The sequence below is a fragment of the Nocardiopsis valliformis DSM 45023 genome, from assembly GCF_000340985.1.
Taxonomy (GTDB): Bacteria; Actinomycetota; Actinomycetes; order Streptosporangiales; family Streptosporangiaceae; genus Nocardiopsis; species Nocardiopsis exhalans.
Map to the genome: position 1 here is coordinate 1 of NZ_ANAZ01000054.1, position 22,335 is coordinate 22,335.

Here is a 22,335-nt window from a genome sequence, read left to right on the forward strand (position 1 = left end):
CTAAGGCTCGCGGACCAGAGTGGGGATCACGTGCTCGGAGACTTCGGAGTGCACCTGGTGGAGGCGGGTCTGGACCGCTCTTCTCAGCTTGGCCAGGCACTCAACCAGGGTGATGTCGTCGCCGACCAGTCCGCCCTTGGCCACGACCGGGGTGCCGTCCAGAGGCCCCCCGCTCAGGTGCCCGTGCACAGCGAGCGGGACGATCTCGCCGCCCACGTCGAAGGCGTGCACGTCTAGTTCGTCCAGGAGGCTGGCCACCAGGTCGCCGCCGGTCAGGTAGAGCCCGCTGGGCAGGGCCTGGGCCCCCACCGTGTCGGCCAGTTCGTTGACCACATCGGCCACCAGGCTCGCGATGCGTCCCGGAAGCTCGGCGCGGGCCTGGGGCGGGAGTTCGCGGACGCGTTCGGCAGTGGTGACCACGCGCAGCACGCACAGTTCCGGGAAGCCCGAGGAGGACAGGTGCGCGGTGAGTTCGTCCGCCACCTCGTCGGTGTGGTCGCTGTCCGGGTCGCTGATCGCGACGGCGTCCACGTCCACGAAGCGGACCGCACCGGTGCGGGCGACCGTGGCCAGCTGGCGGCGGGTGAGTTCGGTGGTGCTGCCCGCGACCGCGAGCAGCGGTCCCCGGGAGCCCGCCTGACCGCGCAGGCGCAGGGCGTAGGCGAGCAGGGCTCCGGTGGGCCCGGGGTCGACCGCCACCCAGACGGTGCCGTCGGTCTGGTGGGCGGTGGCCGCGGCTTCGGCGATGTCGGTCAGGTGCTGCTCGCTGCTGGCGTCGCAGAGCACGATGGGCTCGTCACCGGCGAGGAGTTCGGCGGTGAGCATCTCCTGGGTGATCCGGCGGATGGGCACGTGCCGCACGGAGAGGTCGGTCTGCTCGGCGAGGATGTCGGCGACCACGCTGGTGGTCATTGGGCAGAGGGGGTCCACCGCGAGTTCGGTGCGCTCCAGGGGCAGGCCGTTAAGTAGCTGAACGCCGTCCTCGGTGATGCGGCCCGAACCGGGGAAGGCCGGGGTGAACAGCACACGGACGCGGGTCCCGGCGGGGAGCCGGTCGCGGACGGCGTCATAGGTGGCCTCGATCTCCGCACCGATGTTGCCGCGCAGGGTGGTGTCGGTGCGCTTGACCACCAGGCCCACCGGCCAGACCGCCTCCACCACGTCGGTGACCAGGTCGGCGGCCTGTTCGGCCGGGACGTGGCGGCTGTCCAGGTTGGCGACCACCACGTCGTAGTCCCCGGCGACCCGGCTGACGTGTTCGGGGGTCACCGTGGCCACCCGCATGCCCGTACGAGCGAAACGGGCGCCGGTGGCGTTGGCACCGGTGAGGTCGTCGGCGACCACGAGGACCTGGGCCACGGCGCTGCTCCTTCGGCGTTGGAAACCCTTGTTCAACCTGTCTCCAACATAGGCCCCAGGGGAGGTTCCCAGGCCAAGAGCGTCAGTTTACCGCCGGGACCGGTTCCCTCCGGCGGGGGAGGAACGCGGCCAGGGCCAGCACGCCTCCCCCGGCCAGGGCGGCCGCCGCACCGAAGGTGACCGCGTGGAATCCCAGCCCGGACAGGACGGTGGCGAGCTGGGGGCCGACCCCCGCGCCGACGAACAGCGCGAAGGTGTACAGGGCGGTGGCCCCGCCGCGGGCCGCACCGGCGCGCACCCCGATCGCCTGGACTAGCGCGGGCGCGGCCACGGCCACACATCCCGCGAAGGCCAGCAGGCCGGTGCCCAGGGCGAGCGGGCCGAGGTCGGCGACCAGTCCGGTCGCCGCCGCGGTCAGGGCGGCACCGAAGAGCGCGGCGGGCACTCGCACCCCGGGGGCGTGGCGGGCGAGCCGGGAGCTGAGGAGGGGGATCGCGAGCATCGCCGGGAGGGCACCGGCGCGTAGGGTCAGCATCGCCCGAGGGTCGCCGGTGAGCCAGTCCGGGCCGGAGAGCTCCAGGCCGCCGTAGACCCCGACGAAGCCGAACAGCAGGGTGGCGGTGGCACCGTAGAGCAGGAGGAGTCGGCGGTCGCGCAGCAGGCCGAGCATGCTGCTGCCGCCCCCGTCGTCCCCTCCCTCGGCCGACCGCCGGGCAGCGTCGGGGGCGAGCACGCACCGCAGGGTCAGGGCCGCCACGGCCAGGGCAGCGGCAGAGGCGGTGAACACCCCACGCCAGCCGATCCCCGGTTCGAGGGTCTGGGCGGCGAGCTGCCCGATCACGGCCGCTGCGAGGAAGGAGCTGGTCAGCCAGGTGATGGCGGTGCCCCGGTGCTCGGGAGCGATCCGGGTGGCCACGTAGCTGAAGGCCGCCGGGGCGAAGGAGGCCGCGGCCAGCCCTTGCAAGGCCCGCAGTGCCAGACCGACGGCCGCGTTCGGGGCCAGTGCCACGGCCCCAGTTAGCAGCGCTGTCGCCAGTGCCCCCGCCGCCATCACCCGGCGGGGGCCGAAGCGGTCAGCGGCCGGACCGGAGACCAGGAAACCCGCGGCGTAGGCGACGGCGAAGGCGGTCACCGTCCAAGCGACGGTGGACTGCTCCTCGCCCCACTCCAGGGCCATGGGGGTCAGAAGCGGGAGGACGGCGTAGAGCTGGCCGACCACGAGGACACCGGTCAGGGAGAGCGCGGTGGTGTGCCGTGCGGTGGACAAGATCCCTACCTTCCAAAACCAACCAGTTGGTCTATTCTGCTGACATGGACAACGCCTCACGCACCGAGAACACCCGGACCCTCCTTCTCGGCGCGGCCCGGGCGGAGTTCGCCGCCCATGGCATCGCCGGCGCGCGAGTGGACCGCATCGCCGAGAACGCCGGGGTCAACAAGCAGCGCATCTACGCTCACTTCGGTGACAAGGAGCAGCTGTTCCGACACGTGGTCGGCCAGGCGGTCGGCGAGCTGTCCCGGGCCGTGACCCTCACCGGCGACAGCGACCCCGCCGCCTATGTCGGCCGCGTCTTCGACTACCACCGCGCTCACCCGGACGTGCTGCGCCTGCTGATGTGGGAGGCCCTGCACTACGGTGACTCCCCCGTCCCGGACGAGGAGGGGCGCGCGGCCCTGTACGACACCAAGGTCGCCTCGCTCTCCGGAGCGGTGGGCGAGGAGAACGGGGAGAGTTCTGACGTCGACGTGCGCCACCTGCTCCTCACCCTGATCGGTCTGGCCGCCTGGCCCCAGCTCACCCCGCAGCTGACCCGCCTGGTGCTGGGCCGCGACCCCGCCGACGACCAGACCCAGGACGGTCTGCGCGCGTTCCTGACGGAGTTCACCCGGAAGGCGATCCCCGGCAGCGCACCGGACGCCTAAGGAGAGAGTTCAGGGGCGATCGGCATCGGCGACCGCCGCCGGGGCGGGCGGCTGCTCGCCGGTGCCCTCCACCGCCGCGACCCACGCATCGTGCAGCCACATCTGGGTGGACCGGCGCTGTTCGGCGGAGTCCCAGGTGATGTCGCGCTCGAAGGTCACGACCTGGGACCCGACGCCCACGATCACCCAGGCGTAGCGTCCGTCCTCGTGCCGCGTCTTGACCTTGATTCCGGGGACCACTGTCTCCTGCCCGTCGGCGTCCACCACGACCTCGTCGTGCCGGTCCACCCACTGCTCGGTGAGCCCTTCCAGGTACTCCGGGTCCTGCCGGGCCAGCCAGGTGTAGGCAACCTCCCGGGCCTGCTCGTGACCGGGCAGGTCACCGGGGTCGCCCGCAGCCGCCGCGTCCAGGCGGGTGAGCCCGACGAGCCGTCCGCCTTCCCCTTCCACGACGCTCAGGTGACTCCCGCCGAGCGTTCGCTCACCGTCGGCCTGGTAGCGCCGCACGATGACCTCCGCGGTGTCGTGGTGCACGGCGCTTTCCCCGGCTGGCGCCCAGCCCTGCGGGATCCGCACCTCGGTGCCCCGCAGCGCGGGGTCGTCGATCTCGGTCGTCGGGCTCACGGTTTCCTCCTCTTCCTCCTGGCTCGCATCGGTCACGTAGTCGGCGGGCTCCGCTCCACTGCGCGTTTCCGCATAGGCCCACAGCGACGTGCCGAGCACGACCGCCATCGACGCGGCGACGCCGAGCAGCACCGCGCGGGACCGTCCGCGCCCTGTGGCCCCAGCTGTTCCCCGTGCCATGCCCGTACCTCTTCCTGTCGTCGGTTCGGACGTCCACATAAAACCAACCAACTAGTTGGATGTCAATGATCGGCCCGCCCCGGACACACCGAAGGGCCGAACCTCCCCTGCGGGAAGACCCGACCCTCACACCCGTCGGTCCTGCTCAGCGACCGGGCAGTGTCACCACGGATTCGGTCCGTGCACTCTGCAGGGCCGCCTCGATGACCTCCAGGCCGTGGATGACCTCGTGCGGGTCCACCGGCAGCGGCTCGCCCTCGCCGACCGCGTCGCGCACCCCGGCGTAGAACTCGGGGTAGGCCCCACGGCTGCTGGGCACCGGCTTGGTCTGGCCGTCGGACCCCAGCAGCCCCCACTCCCCCTCCGGGACCACGCCCCAGTCCGCGGCGTCCGGGCGCTCACCCGCCACCAGCCGGGCCTCCTGGCCGTCCAGGCCCTGGCTGATGAAGGCCGCCTCGTTGCCCAGGACCCGGAAACGGGGCCCGTTCTGCGCACTGAGCGCGCTCATCCACAGGTGGGAGCGCGTGCCCCGGACATGCTTCAGGGACAGGAAGACGTCGTCGTCGGCCCGCACGCCCTCGCGTCGGGCGTCGACCTCGGCGTAGACCGAGGCGACCGGGCCGAACAGGTTGACCGCCTGGTCGATCAGGTGCGGTCCGAGGTCGTACAGGATCCCCGCGCCGACCTCCGCGCCGCCGGTCTCCCGCCAGGTCCCCTTGGGTTCGGGGCGCCACCGCTCGAAGCGCGACTCGAAACGGTGCACCCGCCCGAGCGCGCCCTCCTCGATCAGCCCCCACAGGGTGAGGAAATCGGCGTCCCAGCGGCGGTTCTGGTACACGGTGAGCACGTGTCCGAGCTCGGCCGCCAGGTCGGTGAGCTCCCGGGCCTGGTCCGCAGTGAGCGCGAAGGGCTTGTCCACGACCACCGCGAATCCGGCTTCCAGAGCGGCGCGGGCCAGCGGCGCGTGGGTGTCGTTGGGGGTGCTGATGACCGCGATCTCGTAGCGCCCGGCGTCGGCCCACAGCTCGGCGGCCGTGTCGTAGACGCTGATCCCGGGGTAGCGCTCCCGTGCGGCGCGCTGACGCTCGGGGGAACCGGTGACCACGGCGGACAGGCGCAGTCCGGGGACCGCATCGATGAGGGGCGCGTGGAAGACCTCACCGCCCTTGCCGTAGCCGATCAGGGCGACGTGCAGCTCGGGTCCGTCATGTTCGGGGATGCCCTGACCAGGGCTGGTGGGTGCGGGAGCCATACCCTCCAATGTAAGGCTCCGCGCGCCGGATCGTTACGCAAGAATTTGCGCAAACTCTGGACAATCAGCCCGAAACAGACTTTCATCGAAACGCGCATGACCTGTATCACACCCGCAGCACCGGCGGGTGTGCGTGCCGAAGGAGTGAACCCCCATGCCAAGTCCGGTCAACCGCCGCCTTATGGCCGCAGCAGCGGCCACGGGAGGCCTGGTCCTCCTGGTCTCCGGTTGTTCCTACCTGAGCGGGGGCGACGGCGGCACCGCCGACACCTCCGACATCGACTGCTCCCCCTACGAACAGTGGGAGGACACCGGCGGCACTGTCTCCATCTACGCGTCCATCCGCGACGAGGAGGGTGACCGTCTGGAGGAGTCCTGGGCGGACTTCGCCGCCTGTACCGGAATCACCGTCCAGTACGAGGGCAGCGGCGAGTTCGAGGCCCAGCTCCCGGTCCGCCTCGACGGCGGCAACGCCCCCGACCTCGCCTTCATCCCCCAGCCCGGCCTGCTGGAGCGCGCGGCCGAGGACGGCCACGCCGTCCCGGTCGCGGACGGGGTGCAGAGCAACGTCGAGTCCGGTTGGTCCGAGGACTGGCAGGGCTACGCCACCGTCGACGGCGACCTGTACGGCTCCCCGCTCGGCGCCAACATGAAGTCGATGGTCTGGTACTCCCCCACCTTCTTCACTGAGAACGGCCACGAGGTCCCCGCGACCTGGGACGAGATGGTCGAGCTCAGCGACACCATCGCCGCCGACGGCACCAAGCCCTGGTGTGTGGGCTTCGAGTCCGGCGACGCCACCGGCTGGCCCGGCACCGACTGGATCGAGAACGCCCTCCTGCGCACGTCAGGCACGGACGTCTACCACGACTGGATCGCCCACGACATCCCGTTCGACGCCCCCGAGGTCGAGGAGGCCTTCGACCTGGCCGACGGGATCATCCGCAACGAGGACTACGTCAACGGCACCTTCGGCGGGGTCGACAGCATCGCCGTCACCTCCTTCCAGGAGGCCGGGATGCCCCTGCTGGACGGCGGCTGCGCCCTGTACCTAATGGGCTCCTTCTACGGCGCCCAGTTCGAGGACGACGTGGAGATCGGCGAGGACGCCGACATCTACGGCTTCGTCCTGCCCCCGCTGGAGGCCGACGCCGAGGTCCCGATCATGGGCGGCGGCGAGTTCGTGGTCGCCTTCGACGACCGCGACGAGGTCGTGGCCATGCACGAGTACCTCTCCTCCGGCGAGTACGCCAACCAGCGCGCCTCCCTGGGTTCCTGGGTCTCCGCCCACCAGGACCTCGACCAGTCCGTGCTGGCCGACCCCACCGACCAGTTCACCGCCGAGGTCCTCAACGACCCGGACACCGTCTTCCACTTCGACGGCAGCGACGCCATGCCCTCCTCGGTGGGCACCAACGTCTTCTGGAGCGGCATGGTCGACTGGGTGACCGGCGCCGACACCGCCACGGTCCTGGAGAGCGTGGAGTCCGCCTGGCCCTAAAGTCGCCCGCAGCCGCCCCGGCTCCGGCTGAACGTCGGGGGCCCGGTCCACGTGGCCGGGCCCACCCGTCGCCCTCTCCCCTCCCTTCTCCAGGCACCAGGGATCTTCCATGGAGTTCTCCTTCCTGAACGAGCTGCCCAAGCTCGTGTGGATGCTCATCGGGATCGTCGTCTTCCTCGGCGTCATCGGCCTGATGCTCGTCCTGCTCGACGCGCCCCGCAGCAAGCGGGACCGCTGGCAGGCGGTCTTCTTCCTCGGCCCGGCCGTGCTCCTGCTGCTCGGTGGGCTCGTCTACCCGGTCATCCGCACCACCGTGCTGTCCTTCTACGACCGCAGCGGCGACACGTTCGTCGGGCTGGCCAACTACCTGTGGATGTTCCAGCGCCCGGAGATCCTCCAGGTCCTGCTGAACACCCTGCTGTGGGTGCTGTTCGCGCCGGTCCTGGCCACCGCGGTCGGGCTGCTCTACGCCGTACTCATCGACCGGTCCCGGTTCGAGTCCCTGGCCAAGTCCCTGGTGTTCATGCCGATGGCGATCTCCTTCGTCGGCGCGAGCATCATCTGGCGGTTCGTGTACGCCTACCGGCCCGCCGACCAGGAGCAGTACGGGCTGCTCAACCAGATCGTGGTGTGGTTCGGCGGTGAGCCCCAGCTGTGGCTGCTGAACCAGCCCCTCAACACGTTCCTGCTGATCCTGGTGCTGATCTGGGTGCAGGCCGGGTTCGCGATGGTGGTCATGTCCGCCGCCATCAAGGCCATCCCCACCGAGACCGTGGAGGCCGCGCGGATCGACGGCGCCGGGCCCTGGCAGCTGTTCAGCCGGATCACCCTGCCGTCGGTCTGGCCCACCCTGCTGGTCGTGCTCATCACCATCTCGGTGCAGACGCTCAAGGTCTTCGACATCGTCCGCACCATGACCGGCGGCAACTACGGCACCAGCGTGATCGCCAACGAGATGTACAGCCAGGCGTTCTCCCAGGGCCAGCTGGGGCAGGGTTCGGCTCTGGCCGTCTTCCTGTTCGTCCTGGTCATCCCGTTGGTCGTCCTCCAGATCCGGCGCAACCGCAAGGCCAGGGAGTTGGCATGAGCAAGACCGGACCCCGTCCCGAGGCCGAGGCCGCCCCCGAGCGTTCCGCCCCCGCCGACCGGGGCGCCGCCGCTCGGGTTCGCAGGCGGCTCACCAGCGGGACCGCCAGCCTGGTCGCGCTGGTCATCGCCGTGGTGTGGACCCTGCCCACCGCCGGGCTGTTCATCTCCTCCTTCCGGCCCTCCGAGCAGATCCGCACCACCGGCTGGTGGACGTTCTTCGGCTCCCCCGAAGTGACCCTGGACAACTACCGGGACGTGCTCTTCGGCAGCGCCAGCGACGGTCGCCTGGCCAGCCACTTCGTGAACTCGTTCGTCATCACCCTGCCCTCGACGGTGTTCGTCCTGGGCATCGCGGCGCTGGCCGCCTACGCGCTGGCCTGGATCGACTTCCGCGGCCGCGACTGGGTGTTCCTGGGCATCTTCGCGCTCCAGATCGTCCCGCTCCAGATGTCCCTGGTGCCGCTGCTGCGGTTCTTCTCCCAGGGGGTGTCGATCGGCGAGGTGCAGCTGCTGCCCGCGTGGGAGCTCACCGGAGCGATGGCATTCACCAACGTGTGGGTCGCGCACACCATCTTCGGGCTGCCGCTGGGCATCTTCCTGATGCACAACTTCATCTCTCAGCTGCCGAAGTCGCTCTTCGAGGCCGCGCGCGTGGACGGCGCCGGGCACGGCACGATCTTCCGCAAGGTGGCACTGCCGCTGATCGCGCCCGCATTGGTGTCCCTGGGCATCTTCCAGTTCCTGTGGGTCTGGAACGACCTGCTGGTGGCGCTGATCTTCGCCGGGGGCGACACCGCCACCGCGCCGCTCACCGTCCGGTTGGCGGAACTGGCGGGGACCCGGGGCGAGGCCTGGCACCGGCTCACCGCGGGCGCGTTCGTGTCGATCATCGTCCCGCTGCTCGTGTTCTTCCTGCTCCAGCGCTACTTCGTCCGCGGACTGCTGGCGGGCAGCGTCAAGGGGTGACCGCTCCGGGCTACCGACCCGTACCACCGCCCGGGATTCAGGAGGAACGGAAGGCGGTCCGCGCCGCCTCCATGGCGGTGGTCCGGTAGGCGGCGCCGAACAGGCACACGTGCACGAGCAGCGGGTGCAGCTGGTGCAGGGCCACCCGGCCCCGCCAGCCCGACGAGAGCGGGGCGACCTCGTTGTAGGCGTCGCGGACCCGGTCCAGGTAGGGCAGGCCGAACAGCGCCAGCATCGCCAGGTCCGCCTCGCGGTGTCCGCCGTGCGCGGCGGGGTCGATGAGCACCGCGTCGCGTTCGCGCCAGAGCACGTTGCCGTTCCACAGGTCTCCGTGGATACGGGCGGGCGCTTCGGGCTCCCCGGCCAGATCCTCGACCGAGTCGACCACCTTCTCGACCGCCCGCGCGTCGGTGGGGGTCAGCGCCCCCTGGTCCAGAGCCTGGCGCAGGTAGGGGCGCAAGCGCTGCTCTGCGTAGAAGCGCGGCCAGTGCCGGGCCGGGGTGTTGTCCAGCGGGAGCGGACCGATGTAGCCGGGCCAGTCCGCGCCGAAGCTGTCCGCCCCGGTCAGGTGGGTCCCGGCGAGCTGGCGGCCGAGGCGTTCAGCAGCGGCGGGGGTGGGCTCGTGCTGCTCCACCAGCGGCAGGACCAGCAGGCGTTCGTCCCAGCCCAGGGGTTGGATCGCCGGGGAGCCGAAACACCGCCCGAGCCATTCCAGACCGCGTGCCTCGGCGACCAGCACCCCCGTGGGTACGCTGCCGCGGGAGAGCGACTTGACGAACAGCCGGGTGCCGTCGGCGAGTTCGGCGTAGGACAGGATCCAGTCATGGCTGTTCCCGGCCCGGGCAGCCCGCCGGACCTCCAGGTCGAGCAGCGCGGAGACACGGTCGGCGAGGGTGCCGGTCAGCGGGTCCCGGCCCCGACGCCCCGGCCCGCTCCCCGTGCCTGAGGACCCGAAGGGCCGCACGATCGGATCCCTGCCCACTCAGCCACGCAGCCGGGTGGTGAGTTCCCCGGTCAGGCCCTTGGCGGCGGCCTCCACCATGTTCAGGACGGCGGTAAACCCGTCGTCTCCCCCGTAGTAGGGGTCGGGCACCTCCGGGTTGGGACCGCTCGCGGGCGCGAAGGAGCGGAACAGCCGCAGTCGGGAGACGTCGAAACCGAATTCGGCCCCGCGTTCGTCGACGACGCGGCGCAGGTCGTCGAAGTTGTCCAGGTCCATGGCCAGGATCAGGTCCCGGGTGGCCAGGTCCTCGGGGGAGAACTGACGGGCGGTGTGGGTGGTCAGGTACCCGTGCACACGCAGTGTCGAGGAGGCACGGGGGTCCATGTCCCCACCCACGTGCCAGTCGCCCGTGCCGGAGCTGTCGACCTCGACGAGGTCGCTCATTCCGGCACGTTCGAGGTCTGCGGTGAGCACCTTCTCCGCCATGGGGGAGCGGCAGATGTTTCCCAGGCACACCACACTGACGCGGTAGGGACCAGCGGGGTCACGCGGTTCCGGCAGGCTCATGTTCCTTACCGTAACGAAAAACCATCCCACCCACCGGATCCGGCGCGGTGAGTGCGATTCCCGTCCCCGATCCGTGACTGACGACCCGTGACCCATACCGGCTCCGCCCCAGGTCAGCCCTGGGGAAGGTCAGCTTTTGGGCAGCCGGACCACGGTCACGAAGAAGTCGTCGATCTGCCGCACGACCCGGATGAACTGCTCGAAGTCCACTGGCTTGGGCACGTAGGCGTTGGCGTGCAGGCGGTAGCTGCGCAGCACGTCCTCCTCCGCCTCCGAGGTGGTGAGCACCACGACGGGGATGTGCGCCAGGTCGTCGTCGCTCTTGACCTCCTCCAGCACCTCCCGGCCGTCCTTACGCGGCAGGTTGAGGTCCAGGAGGATCAGGTGGGGGCGGGGGGCGTCGGCGAACTCGCCTTCGCGACGCAGGAAGCGGAGCGCCTCGACGCCGTCCGAGACCACATGCAGGCGGTTGCCCAGCTTGTGTTCCTCGAACGCCTCCTTGGTCATCAGGACGTCACCGGGATCGTCCTCGACCAGCAGCACCTCAATGGGATGCACCAACATGACCTCGCTCAAGCTTTCAGACCCCTATACGGGTCCCGACCCGTGTCCTTGCGGACCGGGTGGAACCGTATCGCCGGCTCCACCGGGCAGGGGACGCGGTTCCCCGCCGGGTTCGCTACCCGTGGGGGACTCGGTCTCCGGCTCGGTCTCGCCGGGCTCTCGTGTGGCCGTCGGCGCCTGCTCCGCGGGGGCGGATTCGGCGGCCTCGGTGCCCTCGACGCCGTTATCGGTGTCGTCGGTCGATTCGGTTCCCTCCACGGCAGCCGTTTCTTCCACTTCCGCGTCGGTGTCGACGGGCAAGGTCCAGCATATGCGGGTTCCGGTCCGCCCGGAGTCCGTGTCGTCGGTGGTTTCGGCCCCTTCGGCTTCCTCCGGGCCCGTGTCCAGCCACATGCGCCCGCCGTGGAACTCCACGATCTTCTTGCACATGGCCAGGCCGATACCGGTTCCGGTGTACTTCTCCCGGGTGTGCAGGCGCTGGAAGATGACGAAGATCCGCTCCGCGTACTGCGGTTCGATCCCGATGCCGTTGTCCGCGCAGCAGAACACCCACTCGTCGTCCTGGCGCTCGACGCTGATGTGGACCGCGGGCGCGTCCTCGCCGCGGAACTTGACCGCGTTGCCCACGAGGTTGAAGAAGACCTGGGTGAGCAGGGTGCGATCGCCCTGGACCGTGGGGAGGGTGTCGCCGGTGATCTCGGCGCCCGCCTCCCCCAGCCGCGTCTCCAGGCTGCTCAGGGAGTCGTCCAGGGCCACGTTGAGGTCGACCGGCGCGAAGTTCTTGGTGCGTCCGACCCGGGAGAAGGCCAGCAGGTCGTTGATGAGGGTCTGCATGCGCTTGGCGCCCTCGACCGCGAAGTCGATGTAGGAGTCCGCGCGCTCGTCCAGCTGGCCCTGGTAGCGGCGTTGGAGCAGCTGGCAAAAGCTGGCCACCTTGCGCAGCGGCTCCTGGAGGTCGTGCGAGGCGACGTAGGCGAACTGCTCAAGCTCCAGGTTGGACCGGCGCAGCTCCTCGGTCTGGTGCTCCAGCAGGGTGGACTGCTCCTGAAGCTTGCGCCGCGCGGAGGCGACCTCATCCAGGTCCTGCACGATGCGCTCGCGCATGGCGTCCACGTCCTGGCCCAGCTGGACGATCTCGGGCGGTCCGTGCAGGGAGATGCGGTGGGCGTAGTAGCCCTCGGATACCTGGCGCATGTGCCCAGCCAGGTCCTCCAGCGGGCGCAGCACCCACTGCTGGAGCATCACCCACAGGAAGACAGACAGGAACACCACGACCAGGCCGACCAGCACCAGCAGGGCCACGACCTGCTGGGTGGCCAGGGTCAGGCCGCTCTGGGCCTCCTGGATCTCGCTGGTGAGGTGGTTGGTGGTGGCGTCGGCGGCCCGGTTGAGCTCCAAGAACAGCACACGGCCGCGCTGAAGCTCCTCCTGGGTGGGGGACTCGCCGGTGCGGACCTGCTCCAGAACGGGTTCGGCGAAATCCTCGCTCCAGACGTCACCGGCCTCGATGAGCTCGTTGACCTTGGGCGCGACCTCCTCGTTCTCCTCCGCCAGCGTGGTCAGGGCGCTGCGGTACTCGGCGAGCGCCATGCGCTGCTCGACAAAGGGCTGGAGGAAGTCGCGGTCGCTGGTGAGGATGTAGCCGCGCAGGGCGTGGTCCTGGCTGAGGTAGGCCGAGCGGGTCTGCTCGACGGTGCTCAGCCCCGGCGTCAGGGAGTCGACCTGCAGGACCAGGGAGTCCCGGGCCTGGAAAGCCGCGATGGTGATCACCGAGACGGCCACCACCAGGACGACGGCGACCACCGTCAGCAGGCTGGTGACCCGGCGGCGCAGGCTCCAGGAGTGCCGGGCGGAGTGGATCCGCCCGAGCGGGGAGGCGTGCACGAAGTGACCTCCCCCGACGGACGGCCGGGAGCCCTCCCCCTGTTCCGGGTCCGGCCCCCCGTCCGGTTCGGAGGTGGCTGCGGACTCGGTGTTCATGCTGTGGTGTTCCTCCCCGGTGGGGCTCACTCCGGCTCTCCGTGGTTGACGAGCAGCATCGCCACGTCGTCTTGGAGCGGGCCTCCGTTACTGCGTTCCGCCTCGTCCACCAGGTGTTCGGGCAGGTTGTTCAGGGCCACGCCCTGGCTGAGCGCGCCGTTGACCATCCGGCGCAGGCCCGCGACCTCCAGGCGCGCGGGCGGGCCGCCGTCGTAGGCGTCGACCAGGCCGTCGGTGTAGAAGAGCATGCTGGTGCCCTTGGGCAGGACGATCTCGGTCGCCTCGTCCTGATCCACCGGGAAGACGCCCAGCGGGGGCTGCGGAACGGCCTGGATCTCCTCGGCCACGCCGCCGGAAACGATCATGGGCGGCGGGTGACCCAAGACGCGCACGCGGGCGCGGTCGCTGCCGGTGTCCAGGCTGGCCATGCACAGCGTCGCGTACATCTCCTCCTGCGCGCGCTCGCTGACCAGCAGGTCCTCGAGGTTGGGCAGGACGCGCTCCTCGGCGACACCGCTCATGACGAGGGTGCGCCAGGCGATGCGCAGGCTGACGCCGAGGGCGGCCTCGTCGGGGCCGTGGCCGCTGACGTCGCCGATGATGACGTGGGTGGTGCCGTCCTTTTCGACCGCGTCGTAGAAGTCGCCGCCGACCAGGGCGCGCTTGCGGCCGGGCCGGTAGTAGGCGCGGTGGCTAAGCGGCGAGCGGCCGAGCAGGACCTGGGGCAGCAGGCCGCGCTCCAGGCGCATGTTCTCGCGGGCCCGCATGCGCGCCTCGCGCAGCTGGCGGGCGTTCTCGTCGGCGCGGCGCCGTTCCAGGGAGTAGCGCAGGCTGCGGGCCAGCAGGGAGCCGTCCACCTGGCCCTTGACCAGGTAGTCCTGGGCGCCCGCGGCGACCGCGGCGATGCCCTCGTGTTCGTCGTCCAGGCCGGTGAAGACCACGACGGCGGCGGAGGGCGCGGTGCCCAGGACCTCGCGCAGGAGGTTCAGGCCGTGCCCGTCCGGGAGGTTGAGGTCGAGCAGCACGCAGCCGCGGAAGTCGGTGAGGTGCTCGCGGGCGGCCTTGAGCGTGGAGACCCAGGTGATCCGGGTGGCCAGCGCGGTGTCCGCGAGGAGTTCCTCGGCGAGGAAGGCATCGCCTGGGTCGTCTTCGATCAGCAGGACGTCAACCGATTCGACGGTAGCCTCCACCCGGTCGTCCAGGACGGTGTCGTCACCCAGGGCGGCGCTGCCGTGTGTCGCAGCGCCGTTCGCGGCGTGGGCCGCCTCGTCACCGATCACCTTCACGGGATCGTGCCCTGTTCTCCTGGTATCCACTCATCGCCTCAAGGTCCGCAGGTCCGTGGGGCGCGCTTTCATGCCGGAGGCCCGAGGCGGACACCTCGGGTCTTCCCGGCGGTTCGGACCGCACGACATCCAAACGATAAACGCCCCGGTGACCAGTTGACCAGCGGATGAGACGAGACACATCCAACGCCGGGGCGTGGAACCTCCGTGTGACGGGCGTGTCGGAGGGCCCGTCAGGCCGGTCCCTCCCGGCGTGGCCGGGGTCGCGCAGGTGGTCAGAGCGTGCATGTGCGCATACGGAGGCATGTGAACCATGTGACACAGGGCACGTTGGATAAGCGCCGCGTGAGCGTTGTGTCCCTTTTTTTATGACAGGGTGTCGTATCAATCTTGACAACCTTGCCCACCTAAATGACATGATGTCATAAAGATCCCGGAAGCGAGAGGTGGAAAGTGCCGATGAGCGCCACAGCCGAGGCCCCCACGACGGCTGAGCCCGCCGCCGAGACGTTCTCCGAACGCCTCAAGGCCGCCACCTGGAGCGACCATGCGACCGCCGAGCACCACGGCTTCACCAAGGCCCTGCTCGACGGCGAGCTCTCCCTCGAGGGCTACACCGCGATGGTTGCCCAGCACTACTTCGCCTACGTGGCCCTGGAGCGGGTCGGCCGCATCCTGGCCGACGACCCCGTCGCGGGCCGCTTCGACTACCCCGAGCTGGAGCGTGTGCCCGCCCTCGAGGCCGACCTGGAGCACCTGCTCGGCGCCGACTGGAGCGACCGGATCTCCCCCACCCCGGCCACCAGGACCTACGTGGCGCGCATCGAGCAGATGGCCGACCACCCCGCGGGGTTCGTCGCGCACCACTACACCCGCTACATGGGCGACGTCTCGGGCGGGCAATTCATCCGGCGCATCGCCGCCAAGGCCTACGACTTCACCGACAACGCGGGCGTGGCCTTCTACGTCTTCGACGCCCTGGGCAGCCTGCCGAAGTTCCGCACCGGGTACCGCGAGCACCTCGATTCCCTGGACCTTGACGAGGCCACCGCGGCCTTCCTCATCCAGGAGACCCGTCTGGCCTACCAGCTCAACACCGAGGTCCTGGCCGACCTCGGCCGCAGGCACGTCTGACCTCGGACCCCGGCACTCCGCAACCCTTTCTCCGGCAACCTGAGGAAGTCGGACCATGCCGGTCCGGCTTTCTTGGCATGCCACCATAGGAGGCATGCCCAAGATCACGGCTCCGACCATCGCCGCTCACCGTGCCCGCACACGGGACCGCATCATGGACGCCGTCGAAGGGCTGACCAGGACCCAAGGGATTGACCGCATCTCCATGACCGACGTGGCCAACGCCGCCGGCATCACCCGCACCGCGCTGTACAACTACTTCCCGGACAAACCCGCGCTGCTCCTGGCCTTCACCGAGCAGGTGAACAGCGCGTTCGTCGAACGGTACAAACGCGAACTCCCCTCGGGGGTATCGGCCGCCCGTCGCCTGTCAGCCTTCGTACGCCTCCAGCTGGAGGGCCTCGTCGCGCACCCGCACCCGCCCGCCGCCGAGCTAGGCGCCAGCCTGGGACCGGACGCCTACCAGGCACTGGCCGCGCACGTCGCCCCGATGCAGCGTCTGCTCACCGAGATCGTGGAGGAGGGCACCGTCAGCGGGGAGTTCGACCGCCTGCCCGCCGAACGCGTCGCGGGGCTCACCCTGTCCATGGTGGGCTCCCAGCGGATGCCCCTGGTGAACGGCGAGATCGACATCGACGACACGCATGCCCTGGTCACCCGGTTCGTACTCCGCGCCCTCGGAGTGCGGACCGAAACCGTGGACACCATCCTGCCCGCAGGCAAGACAGAGAACACCGAGAGCACGCAATAAAACACCCTCGGTAATAAAGGTCAGGACCTAACCGAACGTGTCCGGTAGCGGCCAGAGCCGAACGGTATGAAGGCCACTGGGCCGGGGAACGCTCCGCTTGCCCGATCCTTCCCGGGCGAGCCCACCCGACCGTAACCGAGTCCTGTTAGGCCCTCCTCGACGTGTCCCTCACCCTGATCGTCGTCGGCGCCGTCCTGGTGTCGATCGCCCTGTTCAACAAGGTCCCCCAGTACGTACCCGGGCGCATGCCCGTCCCCCGCTCCGGCAGCGGGGTCGCCACCGCGCAGCGCACCGGCGCGCCGCCACGGGTACGCCTGGCCTCCGCCCGACTGACCGAGCAGGGGCGCGCCCTGCTCACCACCGTGGGCGGAAGCGCGCTGATCGTGGCGTTCTTCCTCAGCCTGTCCGGCCTCTGAAGCGGCCGGCGCGGTCTCTGATCGGCGACCCGGCCCGGCGGCTGAGTCAGCTCGCGCGGCCCCGGACGCCCGCCATGCGCAGCAGCAGGCCGCCCGCAGCCGTGGCCGCGATGCCACCGGTCACCACCGCGGCGGCGGCCAGCCGCTCCCGCAGCCGGGAGTCGCGCCGTGCGGCCTTCTCAGCAGCCGCCCGCTCCGAGCTGCCGAAGGCCCCGCCGCACAGCGCGGGGTCCAGTTCGACGGGCCGCCAGGGCGCGATCCAGGCGCTCAGGGGGTCCAGCCCGCTGGGCGAGGACGTGCTGCGCGGTTTCCAGCGCACCGGCTCTCCCTCGGGTACCTCGCCCTGGAGGAACCGCGGCGCCGGGCCCGTGTAGCGCAGCTCACCGCGCGCGTTCCCGATCATCTCTACGAGCAGCTTGGCGCAGGCGCGCGCGTCGCCCAGCGCGGTGTGCTGCCCCGTCGGCCAGCTCCCGTTCAGCAGGTGGGTGGCGCGCGGCAGCGAGTAACGCGGCAGGTCGAGCTGGGACCGCAGGGCCCGCAGCGTGCACAGGCCCGACTGGCCGCGCGGCAACCCGGCGGGAACCAGCTCGGCGGCGAGGAAGCGCTCCTCGAAGTCCAGGTTGTGGCCGACCACCACCGCGCCGGACAGCAGCCGGGCGATCCGGGGCACGATCTGCGCCACGCGCGGGGCCCCGATGACGTCGCCCTCGCCGATCCCGTGGAACTCCTGGCCGCTCACCGGCGCCCGGGGGTCCACCAGGGTGCTGAACTCCTCCACGAGCTTGCCGTCACCGCGCACCCGGACCACGGCGATCTCGACTAGCCGGGCACCCTCGTCCGGGTCCAGGCCGGTGGTCTCGACGTCGATGACCGCGTACTCCAGGTCCGCCGCCCGCGTGCCGACCCTTCTCCGGGTCAGTGCGCCCGTCCGCAGCGTTCCCATGTTCTGCCCCAACTCCCAACGTCGCAGGTGGATCACCATCGGTTCACGACCTTACTGCCCGGGCCCGACAGCGGCCGCAGCGCGGCCCCGACCTGGGAGAATCTACGACGGCCCAGGTCAACCCCGGGGCCGTCCCGACAACCGCACACCGCCGAACGGGAAGAAGCCGGGGTTTCGGTACGTTTTGACGCGTGTCCGGCACCGCAGGGCACCTACCGCACCAGCCTCAACGGCGAGGAGAACCCGCATGAACCAGACCACCCCGCTGCCCAGCTACGCCCCCTTGGCGGAGGTCGTCCGCTCCGGGATGCGCGAAGGCGTGCACTACGGAGCGGTGGTCGGTCTGTCCGCCGAAGGCGAGATCGCCTACGCCCGCGGGCCCGTACACGACCCCATGTTCCCCCGTTCCTCCGCCAAACCCTTCCAGGCGCTGGCCATGCTGCGGGCCGGGGCCCGGCTCGAAGGGGCCTCCCTGGCCATCGCCGCGGGCAGCCACGGGGGTGAGGAGTTCCACGCCGCCGAGGCCGAGCGCATCCTGGCCGCCGCCGGGCTCACCGCCGACGCCCTCCAGTGCCCACCGGACGTCCCCGGCGCCCCCGCCGCCCGCAGGGCCTTCATCGCCGCGGAACGCTCCCCCGAGCGCCGGTACATGAACTGCTCCGGCAAGCACGCGGGCATGCTCGCCGCCTGCGTGGCCCAGGGGTGGAGCACCGAGGACTACCTCGACCCCGAGCACCCCCTCCAGGTGCTGGTGCGTGAGGCCACCGAGGACATGTGCGGGGAAAAGGTCGCGCACACCGCCGTCGACGGCTGCGGCGCGCCCCAGCTCGCGGTCTCCCTGGTCGGCCTGGCCCGGGGTGTCCAGAGGATGCGCCTGTCCCCCGAGGGCACCCACGAGCGCGCCGTCGTCGAGGCGATGAGCGCACACCCCGAGTACGTCTCGGGCCCCGAGCGCATCGACACCGAGCTGATGACCCGCCTGCCCGGCCTGGTCTCCAAGATCGGCGCCGACGGCGTGCTGGTGCTCAATGCGCCCACCGGCGAGACCGTCGCGGTCAAGATCAGCGACGGCGACGCCCAGGAGCGCTCACGCGTGTTGGTGGGCCTGACCGCCCTCCAGGCCCTGGGCGTGGACGTCACCCCGGTCGCCGAACACCTCACCACCCCGGTCCAGGGCGGCGGCCGCACGGTGGGCGAAGTCCGGGCCCTCTGACCCCCCGTGATCTTGCTACCAGTAGCAAGTTCGGCGCCGATTTCGCTTCTGGTAGCAAGATCACCGAATGCCAAGTGGACGGATGAAGGAGAGTTTGGTGTCGGACACTCTGAGCGAGATCGTCATCGCCGGTGCGGGCATGGCCGGGCTGCACGCGGCGGAGGCACTGCGGGAGCGGGGGTTCGAGGGGCGTCTAACTCTGGTCGGTGAGGAGCCGTACCGGCCCTACTCCCGGCCGCCGCTGTCCAAGGAGGTCCTGACCGGGATCGGGATGGAGCCTGCGAACGGCGAGGCGGGCTGGTTGGTCGGGCACCGCGCGCTGCGGCTGCGCGAGGACTCCGTGCTGGACGGCCTCGACCTGGAGTTCCGGCCGAACACCCGGGCGGTCGGGCTGGACCCGGCCGCCCGTGAGGTGCGACTGGCCGGGCCGGGAGGGGAGGACTCGCTGCGCTACGACGGACTGATCATCGCCACCGGGGCCCGGGCCCGGCGCCCCTCGACCGACCTGGACGGGGTCCACGTGCTGCGCACCCTGGGCGACGCCGAGGCGCTCCGGGCCGCCTTCGACGCCACCGGGCGCCTGGTGGTGGTCGGCGCGGGTTTCGTCGGGGCCGAGGTGGCCGCGAGCGCCCGCACCGTGGGCATGGAGGTCACGCTCATCGAGGCGGCACCCACTCCGCTGACCCGGGTGGTCGACCCCCGGATCGGGGAGATCCTCACCGACCTGCACCGGGAAAACGGCGTGGACGTGCGCCTGGGCGCGGGCGTGACCGGTTTCGAGGGTGCGGGCCGGGTGGAGCAGGTCCGGCTGGCGGACGGCTCCGCGGTCGAGGCCTCGCTGGTGGTGGCCGGTGTGGGGGTACACCTGAACACCGAGTGGCTGCGCGGTTCGGGTGTGGAGCTGTTCGACGACCGCTCGGTGGTGTGCGACGCGTACTCCGCGACCTCGGTACCGAACGTGTACGCGGTCGGCGACCTGGCCAACTGGCCGCACCCCCGCTACGGCGGCCGGATCCGCCTGGAGCACTGGACCAACGCGAGCGAACAGGGGGAGGCGGCCGCCCGGAACCTGCTCGCCGGGTCCGGGCGGACGCCGTTCACTCCCGTGCCGTATTTCTGGTCCGACCAGTACAAGAAGAAGATCCAGCTCCTGGGGCAGGGTGCGCCCGCAGATCAGGTCGCCTTCGTGCACGGGTCCGCGGAGGACCGAAAATTCGTCGCGTTCCTGGGGCGCGGAGGGATGCTCACCGGTGTCCTGGGGCTGCGCTCCACCCCGCGCACCATGCGCTACCGCGCCCTGCTGGAGAAGCCCACGACCTGGGACGAGGCCCTGGCCGCGGCGGGGTTCAGTCCGTCACGGTGATGGCCCGCTTGGGGCACAGCCTCTCCGCCTGGCGGACCTTGTCGTGGAGCTCCTCGGCCGGTTCCTCGGTCAGGAGGTAGAGGAAGTCGTCATCCCTGACCTCGAACACCTCGGGCGCCGCGCCCATGCACAGGGCGTTGCTCTCGCACTGGTCGTAGTCGACCTCGACTCGCATGTTGCCTTCTCTCTTGGGCGGTGACGCCCTCGGGATCTGCGGGTGGCAACACCCTAACCAGAGTGCCTGCGGCACGGGGGCTTCGCGGCTCTCGAGGGCACGGCCCCCTGCGCCCGCTTCAGAACCCGATCGGCGCGACCGCCGTCACACCGTGCAGAACTCCCCGACCGGGGCGGTACGGAAGAGGTGGGGCATGAGCGCTGAAGAGACAAGCGACGCGGAGACGGACCACACAGTGCGGGACGGGCGGGTCGACGACGGTACGGACGAGCCCGCGACACCGGAGAGCACAGCGCGGGAACCCGCGAAGGATGACACGGGCCACTACGCGCCGAAGTACCCGGGGCCGTACACGGAGCTGCCCTCGCGGCCCCGGACTCCGCTGCCCGCCGCCCCGGTGTGGTTACCCCTCGCGGTGCTCGGTGTGGGCGTCCTGGCGCTGTTCCTGGCCACGTTCGACCGGCCCGGGATCGGTCTGGTCATCACCGGTGTGGTGGCCGGACTGACCGCGTTCACCGCCCTGATGGTGCGTCCGGCGATCCCCGAGAGCGCCGACGACGAAGAAGGCGAGGACGGCGAGGCCCCCGCGGACAACACGGAGCACGAAGAAGACGCAGGGGAAGAGGTCGAGGCCGCCGAGGAGCACGAGCGCCCGGACCGCTACCGGCACGCGTGGTCGGCGGTCTACGGGATCCTGGCCGTCGTCCTCCTGGCCACCGCCGCCCTGCGCGACGCGGGCTGGGTACTCGCCTGGACCCTGATCGGGGCCTTCTTCCTGGCCTCCCTGGCCTTCGCCGTGCACAACCCCGCCGCGCGGCGGAACACCGTCGGGGTGGCCGCCGGTTCCATGGCCCTGCTCCGCAACGCCCTCGCCGTACCGGTCTTCCTCGGCCGTCCGCTGGCCCGGCTCAAGGCGTCGAACCGAATGTTCGTGCCCGCGCTGGTCACCGCCGGGGTGACCGCCGGACTGCTCGTGGTCTTCGGTGCGCTGTTCGCCTTCGCCGACCCGATCTTCGCCGCCCACCTGGAGAACCTGTTCAGCGCGCCCGAGGTGAACCTGGGCGGGCTGCACCCGATCGCGGCGCTGTTCGCCGTGCTGTTCACCGGAGCCGCCGTCCTGGCCGCGCGCCACCACCGGAAGCCGAGCGAATCCCTGCCCCAGATGTTCGTCGAGGCGCTCCCGGACAGCTCCGAACCGAGCGCCCCGCCCCAGGTCCCGGCCCCGAATCAGGAAGAGCAGGAAGGCCAGGAGCAGGAGCCCGCCCACCCCTGGCCGGTCTGGGTGTGGACGGTGCCGCTCGGCGCCCTGGCCGCCCTGTTCACCGTCTTCCTCGCCGTCCAGGCCACCGCCATGTTCGGCGGTGACGAGTACGTGCAGCGGGTCGCCGGGGTCATCTACGCGGAGTACGCCCGCCAGGGCTTCTTCCAGCTGGTGGCGGTCAGCCTGCTCGTGCTCGGTGTGGTCGCGCTGGTGCTGCGACTGGTCCCGGACCAGCCCTCGGGCACCCGGGTCCTGCGCAACTCGATGCTCGGCGTCCTGTGCTTCCTGACCCTGATCATCCTGGCCTCGGCGATGATGCGGCTCCAGCTGTACATCGACGTGTTCGGGCTGACCCGGATGCGGGTGGCCGCGGAGGCGTGGATCGCATGGAGCGCGCTGCTGTTCGGGCTGATCCTGGTGGCGGGCGTGCTCAACGCCCTGGGCCGCCGGACCCAGTGGCTGCCGCGCGCCACCGTCGCCCTGGGCGCCGTGGCCCTGGCCGTGTTCGCCTACGGCAACCCGGACCTGCGCATCGCCGAGAGCCACCACGACCTCGACCTCGAGGCGGTGGACACCTGGTACCTGCGCGGGCTGTCCGCGGACGCCGTGCCGGGGCTGATCGACCTGGAGGGCGAGGACCGCACCTGCGCGCTGGACCGGATCGGCGAACGCCTGTGGACCTCCGACGCGTTCGGCGCGCGGAACCTGTCCCGGGAGCGAGCCCGCTCCCTGCTGGCCGAGCACGACCTCTTCGGCTCGGTGTCCTTCGACGGCGTCGACCGCTCCCACTGCGTGACCCCGTACCGCTACTAGAACGCACGGCGGGGGCGTGCCAGGCCGGGCAC

21 protein-coding genes are annotated in these 22,335 nt (G+C 70.7%); 10 read left to right on the top strand and 11 right to left on the bottom strand.

Going from position 1 to position 22,335, the window contains the following annotated elements:
• Both D457_RS0129955 and D457_RS0129960 read right to left on the bottom strand, forming a co-directional pair.
• Positions 1 to 1,359 carry a four-carbon acid sugar kinase family protein gene (locus D457_RS0129955; protein WP_017584350.1) on the bottom strand — a complete coding sequence of 453 codons (1,359 nt, stop codon included), beginning with the start codon at positions 1,357 to 1,359 and terminating at the stop codon, positions 1 to 3.
• Positions 1,360 to 1,441: 82 nt separating this feature from the next.
• Positions 1,442 to 2,626 carry an MFS transporter gene (locus tag D457_RS0129960; protein WP_017584351.1) on the bottom strand — a complete coding sequence of 395 codons (1,185 nt, stop codon included), beginning with the start codon at positions 2,624 to 2,626 and terminating at the stop codon, positions 1,442 to 1,444.
• 44 nt (positions 2,627 to 2,670) lie between these two features.
• On the opposite strand from D457_RS0129960, the gene D457_RS0129965 reads away from it, so the two are divergent.
• Positions 2,671 to 3,282, top strand: a complete 612-nt coding sequence (locus tag D457_RS0129965) for a TetR family transcriptional regulator (RefSeq protein ID WP_017584352.1) — start codon at positions 2,671 to 2,673, stop codon at positions 3,280 to 3,282.
• 9 nt (positions 3,283 to 3,291) lie between these two features.
• On the opposite strand, the gene D457_RS36710 is transcribed toward D457_RS0129965, so the two are convergent.
• Both D457_RS36710 and D457_RS0129975 read right to left on the bottom strand, forming a co-directional pair.
• On the bottom strand, positions 3,292 to 4,086 hold the full coding sequence (locus D457_RS36710; RefSeq protein WP_193374555.1) for a hypothetical protein: 795 nt from the start codon (positions 4,084 to 4,086) through the stop codon (positions 3,292 to 3,294).
• A gap of 145 nt (positions 4,087 to 4,231) precedes the next feature.
• Positions 4,232 to 5,338 (bottom strand): Gfo/Idh/MocA family oxidoreductase, encoded by a 1,107-nt coding sequence (locus D457_RS0129975; RefSeq protein ID WP_017584354.1) that lies wholly within the window; start codon positions 5,336 to 5,338, stop codon positions 4,232 to 4,234.
• 154 nt (positions 5,339 to 5,492) lie between these two features.
• On the opposite strand from D457_RS0129975, the gene D457_RS0129980 reads away from it, so the two are divergent.
• The 3 genes from D457_RS0129980 to D457_RS0129990 all read left to right on the top strand — a co-directional run bounded on the left by D457_RS0129980 (position 5,493) and on the right by D457_RS0129990 (position 8,894).
• Entirely contained in the window at positions 5,493 to 6,839 is a 1,347-nt protein-coding gene (locus D457_RS0129980) for an ABC transporter substrate-binding protein (protein WP_026117171.1), read from the top strand.
• Positions 6,840 to 6,948: 109 nt separating this feature from the next.
• Positions 6,949 to 7,926, top strand: a complete 978-nt coding sequence (locus D457_RS0129985; RefSeq protein WP_017584356.1) for a carbohydrate ABC transporter permease — start codon at positions 6,949 to 6,951, stop codon at positions 7,924 to 7,926.
• A complete protein-coding gene (locus D457_RS0129990) occupies positions 7,923 to 8,894 on the top strand; it encodes a carbohydrate ABC transporter permease (protein WP_017584357.1) in 972 nt (323 codons plus the stop codon). Before D457_RS0129985 ends, D457_RS0129990 begins: the two co-directional genes overlap by 4 nt.
• Before the next feature lie 37 nt (positions 8,895 to 8,931).
• On the opposite strand, the gene D457_RS0129995 is transcribed toward D457_RS0129990, so the two are convergent.
• From D457_RS0129995 to D457_RS0130015, 5 genes are all read right to left on the bottom strand, one after another.
• The gene (locus tag D457_RS0129995) at positions 8,932 to 9,876 is read right to left on the bottom strand and encodes a fructosamine kinase family protein (protein WP_017584358.1); all 945 of its coding nucleotides are present in this window, start codon (positions 9,874 to 9,876) and stop codon (positions 8,932 to 8,934) included.
• Positions 9,877 to 10,404, bottom strand: coding sequence for a low molecular weight protein-tyrosine-phosphatase (locus D457_RS0130000; protein WP_017584359.1), 528 nt, complete (start codon positions 10,402 to 10,404; stop codon positions 9,877 to 9,879). It lies immediately after the preceding gene.
• A gap of 129 nt (positions 10,405 to 10,533) precedes the next feature.
• A complete protein-coding gene (locus tag D457_RS0130005; RefSeq protein WP_026117172.1) occupies positions 10,534 to 10,968 on the bottom strand; it encodes a response regulator in 435 nt (144 codons plus the stop codon).
• A gap of 24 nt (positions 10,969 to 10,992) precedes the next feature.
• Positions 10,993 to 12,948, bottom strand: coding sequence for a sensor histidine kinase (locus tag D457_RS33780; RefSeq protein WP_394297055.1), 1,956 nt, complete (start codon positions 12,946 to 12,948; stop codon positions 10,993 to 10,995).
• A gap of 26 nt (positions 12,949 to 12,974) precedes the next feature.
• Positions 12,975 to 14,234: a PP2C family protein-serine/threonine phosphatase gene (locus tag D457_RS0130015; RefSeq protein WP_017584362.1), complete on the bottom strand. Its 1,260-nt coding sequence runs from the start codon at positions 14,232 to 14,234 to the stop codon at positions 12,975 to 12,977.
• A 459-nt stretch (positions 14,235 to 14,693) separates the two neighbouring features.
• Here D457_RS0130015 and D457_RS0130020 point away from each other — a divergent pair, with 459 nt between their 5' ends.
• From D457_RS0130020 to D457_RS0130030, 3 genes are all read left to right on the top strand, one after another.
• The gene (locus tag D457_RS0130020; protein WP_017584363.1) at positions 14,694 to 15,368 is read left to right on the top strand and encodes a biliverdin-producing heme oxygenase; all 675 of its coding nucleotides are present in this window, start codon (positions 14,694 to 14,696) and stop codon (positions 15,366 to 15,368) included.
• A gap of 94 nt (positions 15,369 to 15,462) precedes the next feature.
• Positions 15,463 to 16,119 (top strand): TetR/AcrR family transcriptional regulator, encoded by a 657-nt coding sequence (locus tag D457_RS0130025; RefSeq protein WP_017584364.1) that lies wholly within the window; start codon positions 15,463 to 15,465, stop codon positions 16,117 to 16,119.
• A gap of 161 nt (positions 16,120 to 16,280) precedes the next feature.
• Positions 16,281 to 16,535 (top strand): hypothetical protein, encoded by a 255-nt coding sequence (locus D457_RS0130030; RefSeq protein ID WP_017584365.1) that lies wholly within the window; start codon positions 16,281 to 16,283, stop codon positions 16,533 to 16,535.
• A 46-nt stretch (positions 16,536 to 16,581) separates the two neighbouring features.
• On the opposite strand, the gene D457_RS0130035 is transcribed toward D457_RS0130030, so the two are convergent.
• Positions 16,582 to 17,478 (bottom strand): 3'-5' exonuclease, encoded by an 897-nt coding sequence (locus D457_RS0130035; RefSeq protein ID WP_026117173.1) that lies wholly within the window; start codon positions 17,476 to 17,478, stop codon positions 16,582 to 16,584.
• A gap of 247 nt (positions 17,479 to 17,725) precedes the next feature.
• Between D457_RS0130035 and D457_RS0130040 the strand changes: the two genes are divergently transcribed.
• Positions 17,726 to 18,691 carry an asparaginase gene (locus D457_RS0130040; protein WP_017584367.1) on the top strand — a complete coding sequence of 322 codons (966 nt, stop codon included), beginning with the start codon at positions 17,726 to 17,728 and terminating at the stop codon, positions 18,689 to 18,691.
• Between the two features lie 97 nt (positions 18,692 to 18,788).
• On the top strand, positions 18,789 to 20,054 hold the full coding sequence (locus D457_RS0130045) for an NAD(P)/FAD-dependent oxidoreductase (protein WP_026117174.1): 1,266 nt from the start codon (positions 18,789 to 18,791) through the stop codon (positions 20,052 to 20,054).
• Here the strand turns inward: D457_RS0130045 and D457_RS0130050 are convergent.
• Positions 20,038 to 20,229 (bottom strand): ferredoxin, encoded by a 192-nt coding sequence (locus tag D457_RS0130050; protein ID WP_017584369.1) that lies wholly within the window; start codon positions 20,227 to 20,229, stop codon positions 20,038 to 20,040. The genes D457_RS0130045 and D457_RS0130050 overlap by 17 nt on opposite strands.
• Before the next feature lie 193 nt (positions 20,230 to 20,422).
• On the opposite strand from D457_RS0130050, the gene D457_RS0130055 reads away from it, so the two are divergent.
• Positions 20,423 to 22,303 carry a DUF4153 domain-containing protein gene (locus tag D457_RS0130055; RefSeq protein WP_017584370.1) on the top strand — a complete coding sequence of 627 codons (1,881 nt, stop codon included), beginning with the start codon at positions 20,423 to 20,425 and terminating at the stop codon, positions 22,301 to 22,303.
• The last annotated feature ends 32 nt before the right edge of the window (positions 22,304 to 22,335 follow it).

What these genes read in the sequence shown, in the direction of transcription:
- D457_RS0129990 (WP_017584357.1), top strand. Translation starts at nt 7,923, where the DNA reads ATGAGCAAGACCGGACCCCGTCCCGAGGCCGAGGCCGCCCCCGAGCGT.
- D457_RS0129965 (WP_017584352.1), top strand. Translation starts at nt 2,671, where the DNA reads ATGGACAACGCCTCACGCACCGAGAACACCCGGACCCTCCTTCTCGGC.
- D457_RS0130000 (WP_017584359.1), bottom strand. Translation starts at nt 10,404, where the DNA reads ATGAGCCTGCCGGAACCGCGTGACCCCGCTGGTCCCTACCGCGTCAGT.
- D457_RS0130035 (WP_026117173.1), bottom strand. Translation starts at nt 17,478, where the DNA reads ATGGGAACGCTGCGGACGGGCGCACTGACCCGGAGAAGGGTCGGCACG.
- D457_RS0130025 (WP_017584364.1), top strand. Translation starts at nt 15,463, where the DNA reads ATGCCCAAGATCACGGCTCCGACCATCGCCGCTCACCGTGCCCGCACA.
- D457_RS0130020 (WP_017584363.1), top strand. Translation starts at nt 14,694, where the DNA reads ATGAGCGCCACAGCCGAGGCCCCCACGACGGCTGAGCCCGCCGCCGAG.
- D457_RS0129980 (WP_026117171.1), top strand. Translation starts at nt 5,493, where the DNA reads ATGCCAAGTCCGGTCAACCGCCGCCTTATGGCCGCAGCAGCGGCCACG.
- D457_RS0130050 (WP_017584369.1), bottom strand. Translation starts at nt 20,229, where the DNA reads ATGCGAGTCGAGGTCGACTACGACCAGTGCGAGAGCAACGCCCTGTGC.
- D457_RS0130005 (WP_026117172.1), bottom strand. Translation starts at nt 10,968, where the DNA reads ATGTTGGTGCATCCCATTGAGGTGCTGCTGGTCGAGGACGATCCCGGT.
- D457_RS0129975 (WP_017584354.1), bottom strand. Translation starts at nt 5,338, where the DNA reads ATGGCTCCCGCACCCACCAGCCCTGGTCAGGGCATCCCCGAACATGAC.
- D457_RS0130055 (WP_017584370.1), top strand. Translation starts at nt 20,423, where the DNA reads ATGAGCGCTGAAGAGACAAGCGACGCGGAGACGGACCACACAGTGCGG.
- D457_RS36710 (WP_193374555.1), bottom strand. Translation starts at nt 4,086, where the DNA reads ATGGCACGGGGAACAGCTGGGGCCACAGGGCGCGGACGGTCCCGCGCG.
- D457_RS33780 (WP_394297055.1), bottom strand. Translation starts at nt 12,948, where the DNA reads ATGAACACCGAGTCCGCAGCCACCTCCGAACCGGACGGGGGGCCGGAC.
- D457_RS0129985 (WP_017584356.1), top strand. Translation starts at nt 6,949, where the DNA reads ATGGAGTTCTCCTTCCTGAACGAGCTGCCCAAGCTCGTGTGGATGCTC.
- D457_RS0130040 (WP_017584367.1), top strand. Translation starts at nt 17,726, where the DNA reads ATGAACCAGACCACCCCGCTGCCCAGCTACGCCCCCTTGGCGGAGGTC.